Origin of the sequence: Acinetobacter lactucae, assembly GCF_013122135.1 — a bacterium.
Lineage (GTDB): Bacteria > Pseudomonadota > Gammaproteobacteria > Pseudomonadales > Moraxellaceae > Acinetobacter > Acinetobacter lactucae.
The window spans coordinates 1,583,164-1,596,184 of the sequence record NZ_CP053391.1; the positions used below are offsets into that span (position 1 = coordinate 1,583,164).

At 38.8% G+C, this 13,021-nt stretch carries 10 protein-coding genes; 5 read left to right on the forward strand and 5 right to left on the reverse strand.

Annotation, left to right across the window (positions count from 1 at the left end):
• Positions 1-5: 5 nt before the first annotated feature.
• The 5 genes from HLV59_RS07350 (at position 6) to HLV59_RS07370 (ending at position 6,533) form a co-directional block, all read left to right on the forward strand.
• On the forward strand, positions 6-713 hold the full coding sequence (locus HLV59_RS07350) for a fimbrial biogenesis chaperone (protein WP_031948690.1): 708 nt from the start codon (positions 6-8) through the stop codon (positions 711-713).
• A 40-nt stretch (positions 714-753) separates the two neighbouring features.
• A complete protein-coding gene (locus HLV59_RS07355) occupies positions 754-3,162 on the forward strand; it encodes a fimbria/pilus outer membrane usher protein (RefSeq protein ID WP_228721998.1) in 2,409 nt (802 codons plus the stop codon).
• On the forward strand, positions 3,153-4,184 hold the full coding sequence (locus HLV59_RS07360) for a Csu type fimbrial protein (protein ID WP_171429652.1): 1,032 nt from the start codon (positions 3,153-3,155) through the stop codon (positions 4,182-4,184). The genes HLV59_RS07355 and HLV59_RS07360 overlap by 10 nt, the downstream gene beginning before the upstream one ends.
• Before the next feature lie 524 nt (positions 4,185-4,708).
• Positions 4,709-5,872 (forward strand): MFS transporter, encoded by a 1,164-nt coding sequence (locus tag HLV59_RS07365; protein ID WP_171429653.1) that lies wholly within the window; start codon positions 4,709-4,711, stop codon positions 5,870-5,872.
• A 157-nt stretch (positions 5,873-6,029) separates the two neighbouring features.
• Entirely contained in the window at positions 6,030-6,533 is a 504-nt protein-coding gene (locus tag HLV59_RS07370) for a hypothetical protein (protein WP_031948612.1), read from the forward strand.
• Between the two features lie 45 nt (positions 6,534-6,578).
• Here HLV59_RS07370 and accC read toward each other — a convergent pair whose 3' ends face one another.
• The 5 genes from accC to HLV59_RS07395 all read right to left on the reverse strand — a co-directional run bounded on the left by accC (position 6,579) and on the right by HLV59_RS07395 (position 12,952).
• Positions 6,579-7,946 (reverse strand): acetyl-CoA carboxylase biotin carboxylase subunit, encoded by a 1,368-nt coding sequence (gene accC, locus HLV59_RS07375; RefSeq protein WP_016145691.1) that lies wholly within the window; start codon positions 7,944-7,946, stop codon positions 6,579-6,581.
• A gap of 17 nt (positions 7,947-7,963) precedes the next feature.
• Complete coding sequence (gene accB / locus HLV59_RS07380; protein WP_000354611.1) at positions 7,964-8,383, reverse strand: acetyl-CoA carboxylase biotin carboxyl carrier protein; 420 nt, start codon at positions 8,381-8,383, stop codon at positions 7,964-7,966.
• A 17-nt stretch (positions 8,384-8,400) separates the two neighbouring features.
• Positions 8,401-8,856: a type II 3-dehydroquinate dehydratase gene (gene aroQ, locus HLV59_RS07385; RefSeq protein WP_078220979.1), complete on the reverse strand. Its 456-nt coding sequence runs from the start codon at positions 8,854-8,856 to the stop codon at positions 8,401-8,403.
• A 235-nt stretch (positions 8,857-9,091) separates the two neighbouring features.
• A complete protein-coding gene (locus HLV59_RS07390) occupies positions 9,092-10,417 on the reverse strand; it encodes a Y-family DNA polymerase (RefSeq protein WP_171429654.1) in 1,326 nt (441 codons plus the stop codon).
• Positions 10,418-10,684: 267 nt separating this feature from the next.
• Positions 10,685-12,952 carry a TonB-dependent receptor gene (locus tag HLV59_RS07395; protein WP_081173470.1) on the reverse strand — a complete coding sequence of 756 codons (2,268 nt, stop codon included), beginning with the start codon at positions 12,950-12,952 and terminating at the stop codon, positions 10,685-10,687.
• Positions 12,953-13,021: the final 69 nt, after the last annotated feature.

Below are 13,021 nucleotides of genomic sequence, written 5' to 3' on the forward strand. Positions count from 1 at the left end.
AAATCATGAGAAAAAATATCTTTGTTGTTACAAGTTTATTGTTGGTTTTGCCTAGTATGCTAAATGCTGCATCAATTCGTCTTTCGCCTGTAAGTGTTGAAATGTTGAGTGATCAGGCAGCATCTTCAATCAGCTTATATAACCAGTCAAATGATAGTGCTGATTTACAGGTACGCGTATTTGAGTGGAGACAAAATGCAGGACAAGATCAACTCATCCCGACAGAAGAGATGGCAATTAGCCCACCATTTTTAAAATTAAAGCCTAATGACTCGTATAATTTACGTGTAGTCAGAATTAATCCGTCAGCGATTTCTGGTGAAAAAACCTATCGTATTATTATTGATGAATTACCAAAACCTATTGATAGTCGTAAAGCAGCTCAAGGGGTTAACGTACTATTACGTTCATCATTGCCTGTATTTGTTGTTAATAAAGATGCAATGACTAAACTAGATTGGTCAATCCAACAAGAACAAAATAATGCTTATCTCACAATAAGTAATGTTGGTAATCGACATGCACTTTTAAATAATTTAACGCTTGTTGATACCACAGCAAATAAAAGCTATTCCATTAAAGTAAATACAGTGAATGGCTATATTCTTGCTGGAAAATCAAGAAATTTTAATATTAGTCCTGATTTTAAATTTCAAGCTGATCACAAATATAATATTTCATTGAATATTAACGGTAAGCAAACATCTCTTTAAAGAGGCACATATGAAGTATCTCGTAAGTGCCTTATGTGTTATGTACTTGCCGATTCATGCGTTTGCTGAATCATTACAAGATAGTACCAATGCTGCGTTACCAAGTATTCCTGAAGTCGCGAATTCTTCTTATCAGGCTTTTAGTTCCGATAAAGAATATATACAGTTATTTTTAAATATTTCGATTAATTCAAATATTTCTAGAGATTTAATATCGGTAAAGCAAGCTCAAGATGGCAAGCTCTATATCCGTGCGCGTGATTTAAAAGCTCTAAGACTGAAAATGGATGAGCACATATCAGATAGCCAATGGGTATGTATTAACGATCTAAACGAAATCCAGTTTAAATATCTGGAAAATGAGCAATCCCTCAACCTAAATGTTCCGTCAAACATGCTGACGGGCTATGCAGTTGACCTTAATGGTCAGCAGATCACTAGCCCGCATTTGCTCAAGATGAAACCCTTAAACGCGGCTATTCTCAACTATAGCCTGTATAACAGCATAACCAATGATGAAAATACCTTTTCAGGTTCAGCTGAGGGGATTTTTAACAGCGCGATCGGTAACTTTTCATCAGGCGTTCTCTATAACGGCAGTAATGAAAATAGTTATAGCCATGAAAAGTGGGTACGACTGGAAAGTAAGTGGCAATATGTCGACCCTGAAAAGATCAGGATCTATACCTTAGGGGACTTTATTTCTAACAGCCCTGACTGGGGCAGTAGTGTACGGCTTGCCGGTTTCCAGTGGTCGAGTGCCTACACCCAGCGCGGTGATATTGTCACCTCAGCACTCCCGCAATTCTCCGGTTCGGCTGCACTGCCTTCAACTTTAGATTTATACGTCAACCAGCAAAAGATTTATTCAGGGCTAGTACCTTCAGGTCCTTTTGATATTAAGCAACTGCCGTTTATTTCCGGAAATGAAGTCACGCTGGTGACCACCGATGCAACAGGCCAGCAGAGCATTACCAAAAAGCCTTACTATTTTTCTTCCAAGATTCTGGCAAAAGGCATTAATGAGTTTTCAGTAGACGTCGGGGTGCCACGCTATAACTATGGACTCTATTCCAACGATTATGACGATGCCACCTTTGCATCAGGTGCGATCCGATACGGCTACAGCAACTCACTGACTTTAAGCGGTGGAGCAGAAGCATCAACAGATGGCCTGTCGAATCTCGGCACAGGCTTTGCCAAGAATCTGTTTGGTCTTGGAGTGATTAATGCCGATATTGCAGCAAGCCAGTATAAAGATGAAAACGGCTATTCTGCCTTGCTGGGTTTAGAAGGACGCATCAGTAAGAATATTTCATTCAACACCAGTTACCGCAAAGTCTTTGATAACTACTTTGACCTTGCCCGTGTATCTCAAGTCAGATATTTAAAAGATAACCAGACCGATGCCGAGCCACACAACTATCTGAGCTACAGTGCACTGGCAGATGAGATTTTCAGGGCAGGGATTAACTACAACTTTTACGCAGGCTATGGGGCTTATCTGGGCTATAACCAGATCAAATATAGCGATAACTCATATAAATTACTGTCTGCCAACTTAAGTGGAAGTCTTAACAAGAATTGGGGATTTTATACCTCAGCCTATAAAGATTATGAAAATAACAAGGACTATGGTCTTTACTTTGCCCTGCGTTATACACCGTCCAGTAAGCTTAATGCGATTACGAGTGTTTCTAGTGACAGTGGCAGCCTGAGTTACCGTGAGGAAATCTTCGGCTTATCAGAACCGAAAATCGGAGCATTTGGCTGGGGTGGTTATGTTGAGCGAGATCAGGATGGGAATGAAAACAATGCTTCGATTTATGCTTCTTACCGAGCGCGAGCTGCTTACCTGACAGGACGCTATAACCGATTTGGAGACAACGATCAGGTTGCACTATCAGCGACGGGTTCCTTGGTTGCAGCCGCAGGGCGTATCTTTGCGGCCAATGAAATTGGAGAGGGTTATGCGGTTGTCACCAATGCTGGACCGAAAAGCCAAATTATAAATGGTGGTGCTAATTTAGGCGCAACCGACAAGTCTGGCCGATTCTTAATTGCGAATTTGAGGCCCTACCTATCTCATCATATCTACCTAGATCCATCATATTTGCCTTTGGAGTGGGATGTTACATCTACAAATCAGATGGTCTTTGTAGGCTACCGTCAAGGGGCCTTAATTGACTTTGGTGCTCATCGGGTTATTTCAGGATTAGTAAAACTTGTTGATCAAAACAATTCACCATTATTGCCGGGTTATACGGTTCGGATTAATGGGCAGCAAGAGGGTGTAGTTGGTTATGACGGCGAAGTGTTTATTCAAAACTTATTAAAGCAAAACACACTCGAAGTGGATCTTTTAGATCGTGGCTTGTGCCAAGTTGATTTCACCTATAACAGTAATCAGTACTCAACTAAAAAATTGGGGCCATATGTATGCCGATAAGTATTGAAAGATATATTCTCTGGATGGTGGGTGGAAAGTTTCCCTTGCTTATAAAATATCTTCTGGTCATGGCTCTAGTTTTTATTCTGTATGCGTTTTTTAGCTCAGCACATGCCAGTTGTACGGTAACGGGAACAACCAATAATACTTACAATTACACAGCGGCCACTATTAATAGTGATGCTGTTCTGACATATACAGGGACAATACGTTGTTATGGGGGACGTTCAACACCAGAAATTTCAGGTTATATGTGCATGAAAACCGTCTTTACGGGCACTACAAATGCAATTAACAATGTTTCATTACCTTATACGGTCACCGCAACTGTAGGTGGAGCAGGGTCTTCTACTACAAGCCACACTTCAAATGTCTGGTACGGCCCAGTGAGAACAGTTACTTCAAATAATAATGTGATTAGTTACTCAGTAAATATAAAAGTACCGGCCCGTACAGGTTCGCTCCTTGCATATCCTAAAGGAACATATACTGGTACGATTCAGCTATTTTGGGACATGCAAGCAAGCTCTAGCACTGTCTGTGAAGGTGATAGTGGTGGAGGATGGGATTCAGGTAGTACCACAATCACTGCTAATTATGTGGTCCCAAGCCTATGCCAATTAGATTCAACATCAAGTGTTGATTTTGGGAATATTAATGATATGGGCACGACTCGTCGTGATTATACAGCTCAAGGCGCTGTGAATACGACCTGTAATAATGGAACGTCATACAGTATTTATTTAGGGGATGGTAATAACCGTATAAGTGGTGGTTTTAGGCGTATGGCGAATAGTAATAATGAATTTATTCCCTATCAACTCTATAAAGACTCTAACTATAGTACGGTATGGGATGCCACAGGAGGCGTGATTATTGTTGGGGGTACAGGTGGTGTTTCTAAAACAGGTTATGGGAGTACCCAAAGCACCACAGTTTATGGAAAAATTCCGCAAGGTACCTCTATTTCAACAGCCCCTGGTAATTACTCAGATGCGATAGTCGTTACAGTGACTTATTAAGGACTTTTTGATTCTAATTTTGAATTTTTTGCTCGTGTTTTAATTAGTAAATATCAATAATGAGAAGTTTTAAATTTGATATTTAAGCTAAGTTCGATTTGAAAACTTAGCTTAAAAAGAGTTTGATCTATAAAATATGATGTTTAATTTTTTTAATTTAAGGAAATATGAATGCTATTTAAAAAATAGGTGTAACAACCAGATTATCGATAATGTTGTTTAAGGATGAGTAAAAACAGAAAAAGACAAATTAAAAAAATAAGAAAAAACATCTGATGATTAAATACCTTATGAATATTAAATGTATTTTTACACAAGTTAACAGGTTGTACAAATTAAATTACAGTTCTCTTTACTTTATTTATTCTTTCTTATCAATAAAAAATTCTTTTAGAGACAAGTAAATGATCAATTATTTAGTTATTTGTATTGCAAAACAAAGTGTTAAAATTGAAGTGTTGGGATATTTTGACATATATGACTATCTCGAATTTTAACCTATTGAAAATGTAAAGGTTTACAACTTGTTCCAACCACTTACCCTCCAAACTCGACTCGGTGGATTTTACTTTTTCTACTATTCTATTGTGGGCACATTTATGCCCTATTGGAATTTATATCTTCAAGATCAAGGGTTTAATTATCAGGAAATTGGTGTTTTATCATCAATTGCGATTGTAACGCGTTTTTTTGCGCCTTTAATTTGGGGATGGATTGCTGATAAATCTGGTAAACGAATGCTACTTGTCCGGCTGGCAACATGGATGGAGTCGTGTATATGGTTGGCCATTTTTATAGTGCCAAATACTTTCCAATCGATTGCTTTACTTATGCTTATTTTTAGCTTCTTTCAAAATGCGATTTTGGCTCAATTTGAAGGGGTTACTTTATTTTGGTTGGGTGATCAAAAAGCTAAACTTTATGGCAAAATTCGTAAGTGGGGATCTGTTGGATTTATTGTCGGGGTATTCACTATTGGTGCAATTTTAGAAATAGTGCCTATTTCAATGCTCCCAATTTTATTGTTAATTATTGCTTCACTGGCATTTATTTGGTCTTTCACAATTCGCGAACCTGATAGTGCACCTACCTCACAAAAACATTTGGAACCTTTACTTCCAGTTCTTAAGCGCCCTACAGTGGCTGCATTTTTTACAATTGAATTTATTCTACTTTTTTCACACGCACCTTTTTATAGTTTCTATAGTAATTTCTTGAAATCTTTAACTTTTAGCACCACGCAAATTGGTTTCTTATGGGCTATGGGCGTTTTTGCTGAAATTTTCATGTTTTCAATTGCTGCAAAAGTTTTTCAATATTTCTCGTGGCGTATTTTGGTAATCGCGTGCTTAATATTGACGAGTATACGCTGGATGTTAGTTGCTATATTTTCACATGATTTTATTGGACAGCTTTTTGCACAGTGTTTGCACGCTTTTAGTTTTGGTTTATTTCATTTAATTGCGATGCGAGTTATTTTCCAAAACTTCTCAGCGGGACAACAGGGACGTGGTCAGGCACTTTACAGCACCATGTGGGGTTTGGGAGTAGCTTTTGGTAGTGTTTTAGCTGGGCATTTCTGGAATATTCTTTCTGGTGAAATCATCTTTATGTGTGCAAGTTTAATTGTGCTATTAGGTTTGGGCTTTGTGATGTGGCTTCCTAAACAAATTGATTTATCAACATAAGTTTGAGTAAGGTAAAATTTCATAACTTTGTATCAAAAAATGCAGATAAATATAAAAATTGTTTGATGAGCTATAGTTGCACGTTACAGTTGAAAAATATTGTTTTTATATGGTTATGGACCAATGATTTTCTAAAAAAATATGCTAACTTAAGTTCATGCGTTTAACGATTAATAAATCTATGAAAAATATTTATATTATTGGATTGTTGTGGGCTTGTTCTGGTTTAGCTGTGGCAGAAACAGCGACAGAGCAGCCAGCCGAACAACCTGTTCGGACTGCAAGTAATCCTAATGCTATACGTATTGTTACGCGTCCTGAAATTATGGGATTATGGGGAATGGAAATTCCAAATAATAAGAAATGTGTGGAATATTATAATTTTCGTAGCAGTAATGATGTAGTAATCAAAAGCGGTCAGGAATGGTCTTATGGTATCTACGAATATCAACCGTCTGATGATCCTAAAGAACAGTTGGCCGCTTTAGTCATGCAAATTAAATTTGATAATAACAAAGTAGATTGTTCTGGCCAAAAGCAAGACCAAACAGGTGATGTCTCGCAATATTTTGTGCAATGGAAAAATGACCATACCATCAATTTCTGTTCAACAGCTAAGGGTGAACAGTGCTTTGCGACTTTGCGTCGAGTATTACCATAAAATTATAGATATAAAAAAGCCTCTTAAAGATAAGAGGCTTTTTTATTATGCAGTTTCAGCTTTCTTTTCTTCCACTTGCTTTAACAAGTGTTTTTCAAGGTAATGGATATCCATTGCTTGAGAGCAGAAATTCTTATCTTGCAAAATAAGATCTTTATGCAAAGGAATATTTGTTTTAATTCCTGTAAGGATCATTTCATCTAATGCTTGACGCATACGTGCAATTGAAGTTTCACGGTCTTTACCATGAGAAATCAATTTAGCAATCATAGAGTCATAATAAGGTGGAATGCTATATTCAGGGTAGATGTGAGAATCTAAACGAATACCTGCACCGCCTGGTGCATAGAAACTTTCGATTTTACCCGGAGAAGGTAAGAACGTTGTTGGATCTTCTGCATTGATACGGCATTCAATTGCATGCCCTTGAACTTTGATATCTTCTTGTTGAAGCTCTAGTCCTAGGCCACCAGCAATACGTAACTGTTGTTCAATAATATCGACACCAGTAACCATTTCAGTTACAGGATGCTCTACCTGAACACGAGTATTCATTTCAATAAAGAAGAATTCACCGTCTTCAAATAAGAATTCAAATGTACCAGCACCGCGATATTGCATTAACTGACATGCATGTACACAAGCTTCTAAAATATCAGCTCGAGCTTGCTCTGGTAGGTTTGGTGCAGGTGCTTCTTCTAGTACTTTTTGATGACGACGTTGTAATGAACAGTCGCGGTCATATAAATGGATTGCATGACCATTACCATCACCAAGAACTTGAACTTCGACATGGCGAGGTTTTTGTAAGAAGCGTTCCATGTAAACGGTATCATCACCGAACCACATTTCTGCATCGCGCTGCGCTGCTTGAACTGATTCAAGTAGTGTATCTACACGCTCAACAATACGCATACCACGACCACCACCACCAGAAGCCGCTTTAACAATAAGCGGGAAGCCGATTTCTTTCGCTTCTGCCAAGGCATTGTGGATGGTTACTGCATGGTCGCAACCTGGTACAGTAGGTACGCCAGCTTTTTTCATGGCAACAATCGCAGAAACTTTATTCCCCATAAGGCGGATATGTTCTGGACGTGGGCCAATAAAAGTAAAGCCTGAGCTTTCTACAATTTCAGCAAACTCAGCATTTTCTGAAAGGAAACCATAACCCGGGTGAATAGCATCAGCACCGGTAATTTCTGCAGCAGTAATAATTGCCGGGATATTTAAATAGCTATCACTACTTGCGCCCGGACCAATACATACTGCTTCATCAACAAAACGTAAATGCATCAAATCCTTGTCGGCATCTGAATAGATACCAACAGTCTTGATTCCTAATGTTTTACAAGCCCGGGTAATACGTAAAGCGATTTCACCACGGTTTGCAATTAAAACTTTTTGCAACATAGACGTCCCCGGGGTAATTACGCGCGATAACGGAATAAAGGTTGACCGAATTGGATAACTTCACCATTTTTCACTAAAATTTCTTCAATCACGCCGCTTTGAGTTGCTTCAATTGGGTTCATGATTTTCATTGCTTCAATAATACCCAAAGTTTCACCAGCAGATACTGTTTGGCCTACTTTAACAAATGGTGCTTCACCTGGGCTTGGAGCAGCGTAGAACACGCCAACCATTGGAGAAGTTTCAACTGCTCCACGCGGTGTTTTTGCAACTGGTGCTTCTGCAACAGGAGCAGCCGGAAGTGCTACACCAGCCGCAGCAACGACAGGATTGCGACGAGTTAAAGCGATTGATTGATCACCTTCTTTAACTTCGATCGCTTGCAAGTCAGACTCAATCATTAAATCGATGAGTTTCTTAATTTTGCGGATATCCATGGGCGACTATTCCTAAACTAGTTTGGGTTAGATGGTTGAATTTTTTCAATAGCGTAATCGAGTGCAAAGCGATAGCCTTTTGCACCTAAACCACAAATCACGCCAATTGCTTTATCAGATAAATAAGAATGATGTCTGAATGTCTCTCTTGCATGGACATTCGACAAATGTACTTCAATAAATGGAATGGCAACGCCAAGTAGGGCATCGCGTAGAGCAACAGATGTATGGGTGAGGGCTGCAGGGTTGATAATAATAAGTTTTACGCCTTCAGTTTGTGCCTGATGAATACGATCAACAATGGCACCTTCCCAGTTGCTTTGAAAAGTATCTAATGTGAGTGAAGCTTGTTGAGCTTGGCTAATAAGTTGTTGGTTAATATCATCTAAGGTAAGATGACCATATACTTCTGGTTCGCGTTTTCCCAGCAAATTCAAATTCGGTCCATGAATCACCAAAATGGTCGAACTCATTCAGATTGCTCCAGCTCTAAAGTTGCAAATATTCTTTGCAAGATGTCTGCAAAGTTTGCTTATTATGGCATATGTTTCTACAATTTTTTTATAATTTGTTTTCATCGTCGCAGAAAGGGTATACCAAATTCGGCTTATATATTGTAAATTTTGCGATGATTTAGCAATGTTAAAAAATGACAAAATTTCAAGTAATTTAATGGAGCTTATTTTAAACTGAATTGACAAAAACAGTTCATGTATTTTGTGTAACGGCTATAGAGTTCTCTCCAATCACTAATAGCTCATTCCATCGAGTTAGATAATTTTTTGAACGGTGACATTGTTTCATGTGCCAAGATGGATTACGGGAATGATAACCGACTTGTAAATAGTGACTACCGAATCGGTTGCGAACTGTGCTGAGTGTTTGCATTAATTGTTGTCTTTGCTGAATCAACTCAAGAGGTTGCCATAAATCATCAATGTGATGTTGACGGGGATGCAAACCACAAAATAAAACTCCAATTTTAATGTATTTTTTATTTTCTTTATATAAAACATCTATTTGCTGCATGGCTGCTTTTGTTAATATACATAAATCATCTGTTGCATAATTTAAGCCTATCGCTTGAGAAGATGCTTTTTTATAAGGTGGTTTATCTATTTTTTCATAAAGCATGACTTGAACGCAGGCACACAGCTGTTCTTGTTTCATTAAGCGGCGGTGAGCTCGGTTAAGATGAAAAATAAGCGCTTGTTTAATAATCTCAATGCTGGACAAAGCTTGAGCAAAACTGCGTGATGCTAAAATTCGTTTGGTGACAATGGCTGGATCGTCGAGTTGAATACAGGATTGGCCTTTTAGCTCACGAATGGTACGTGCCATAACCACAGAAAAAGCTTTTGCTAGATGATGCTCATTGGCAAAAGTTAAGTCTAAGCATGAATAAATCTCATAACTTCGTAATTGTTTGACCAATTGATAGCCAATTCCCCAGACTTCTTTGACCGAAGTATGCTGCATGAGGTCTTCAAGAAGCAAAGGGTCTAAGGTGGTGAAATTGCAAAGTCTATTAAAGCTTGGAATCTTTTTAGCATAGTGATTGGCTAATTTTGCTTGAGTTTTTGAATATCCGATGCCAATACAGCAAGGTAAGCTTAACCAACTTTCTAGAGTTTCTACGACTTTGGCACAGTAAGAGTGGATATCTATAGACTGTAGGTAAGGGGTAAGGCGAATAAAGCATTCGTCAATAGAATAAGCTTCTAAATCATCGGGTGAGAAAAAATCACCAAGAACCGAAAAAAAGCGACGCGACATTTCAGCATATAAAGTGTAGTTACTTGAATAGACGTGTACACCTGCTTGAAGAGCTTCTTGTTCGATTTGATACCATGGGATACCCATTTTGATACCCATATTTTTTGCCTCTTCACTACGTGATACAACACATCCGTCGTTGTTAGAAAGTACTACGACCGGTAGGCCAATAAGTTTGGGATTAAATAGTCGCTCACAACTCACATAACAATTATTAATGTCTACGAGCGCGTAAATTTCGCGGTGTGAGATTTCCATTATGATTTGCCCCATTAAAAATACTGGTAAAACTACATATTGATATTGTTTTCATAAACACAGTGAGGGGAAGTGTAGGATGAAAAAGTTGTATCTTGAATATGTAACAAAATCAAGTTAACAAAATTTCTAGCAGAATGCTAGGGTGGTTCTTTGGGTTTAACTTAGGTTAACCATGGAAAAAATAGATAAGGATTTAATATTTTTAATAAAAAAAGGAGATCGCATAGATCTCCTTTTTTGTGGCACATTTTGAGTCTGTTTTGATTACCACCTATGGCTATAAGAAACTTTCAGCGTTGCACCATTTGCCACTAAATGGCTAGTGTTATTACCAGATCTTAATAATTGGCTATAGAGAGGATAGTACTTGCGGTTAAACATGTTCTCTAAACCAATTGTCACAGTGTCTTTCTTGTTAAGCGCAAAGCTACTGATTAAATCTGCTGTTGTATAAGTTTTTACATCGTAGCGACCAAAACTATTTTTGCCATTTAGGCGGTAGTCTTCTGAACCGAAGTAAGTGGCTTGTAGACGATTTGTCCAAGTTTCAGTTGGGCTATAAGAAATATAACCCGTGAGTTTTAATGGTGGAATACGGAAGCCTGTCATGTCTTGTTCGGTACCGTTTTGCGGTTTTTCACGACCTTTCATCCAAGTAACGCTACCACCAGTTCCCCAAACATTGGCATTATCAAGATAGTCAAAAGTTGCTTCAACACCAGTGACTTTCTCTTTCGTTCTAGTCATATCCAAACTATTACTTACTGGTTGCACAGCACCAAGGTCAGAAGTAGAGTGAAAGACCGCTAAACTTGAAGAGACATTATTGAAGTTTCCTTTCCAGCCCAACTCATAGTTATCAACTTTTACAGGTTCTAAGAATGACGAACCCAGATTAAAACCTGTGCTGGCATTACGAATGACTACACCAACATCAGGTAATTGGAAACCTTGGTTAAACGATGCATAAATCGAGTGTTGGTCATTTGGAGAGAAAGTCACATTAGCATTGTATAACCATGCATCAGCTTTTACTTTTCCGCCCTCAACGGTGTAAGGGTTGGGCTTATATGATTGTGTGTCAGGATCAAGTTGTGATAGTGGAATAAAGCTATCAATTTGAGCGTAGCTGTCTTCATAACGCGTACCAGCTTCAGCCGACCATTGGTCATTAAAGCGGTGTTTTAACTGTATAAAACCGCCGACACTTTGAGTGGTAAGCTCGGGTAAATATGTGAGCTTGCCAGTTTTTACAAACTCTAGGCCACCAGATTGATCATAAATGTCATGATCGAAAATATCTAAAGGCATTTCGCTTTTTTCACGGCTAAAGTCACCGCCCCAAACCAGTGAGGAGTCACCTAAAAACTCAAGCGGTGTGGTCACAGTTAAACGGCTACCGAGTACGTTATTTTCTTGAGATACCTGATCCACTTGTCCACCACGTGGGCTGACTTCATTTTCAGAAACACGTGCATCAAATGGTGAAAAACGGGTAAAGAAATCGCGGTAATAAATTTGAGCTTCAACTTTATTGCCAAAAAAGTCTTTATGGTTATAGGTTAAATTGTAAATCTGGTTTTCGTTTTTAGTCTGGTCTTTAAGCTTTAAGCCTTTAATCGCTTTTGCTGGCACTGTACCAGCTGGAGCTTTTTTAACACTTGGGTCAGATGCATAATCTGAGTCTTGCTCTGCATTATAGTAGTTTGCAGCAAATTGTAGATATTGATTGTCATCAATATGGTAACCAAGTTTACCACCTACGCTGTAAGCATCGGCATCATATAAATCGCCTTGACTTGGTTCTGGTGCAACACGGTCACCACTTGCATCGTACGGACTACCAATACGTTGGTAACCAAAGTCGAGTGCATAGTCAAAAGCGTTAAAGCTGCCTGTGAAATATTGATGAATATCGCCACTTAAAGCATTAGAACGGAAATTTGTTAAAGGTGTTTGAAGCCCAACTACGGTTTTAGCTGTAGGTTCGCCACCAGCCGCTTTTGTGGTAATTGAAATAATACCGCCAGCAGCGCCGCCGCCATAAATCGCGTTACTGCCTCGAATTACTTCGATGTTGGCAATACTTTCAGGGTCAATTGCTGAAAGTCCGCGTGATGTGTCGCGAGTCAGGTTGATTGGCACGCCATCGACCAAGATCAGAGCATTACGACCACGTAAAGTTTGACCGTAATCGGTAATGGTTCGGCTTGAGTCAGACAGACCTGGTACGGCTTTCGCTAGAACGGTTGCAATACTGCCAGATGAACCATTTCTTAAAAGTTCAATTTGTTTTTCATCGAGCTTGGTCACCTGCTTAGCAGAAGTAGAAAGTTCATCTGCGCGTGAAGCGGTAATTGTAATTGTAGGAAGTGCTTCAGGCTTTTTTTCAATATCTGTTGTCTCAGAGGCTGAGGCTGCAAAGGCAGAGTTTGATAGAAAAATGGCCCCACCAAGTGAAAGGAGTGGAATGATATTTTTTACTTCAGAATTCCTCGTAAAAAGTTTGTGACTTTTTATCTTATTTCCCATTGTCTCGCCCTGAGAGTGATTTTAAATTTGTCGAATTATAAGTGAGAATGATTGTAATTCATAATATCG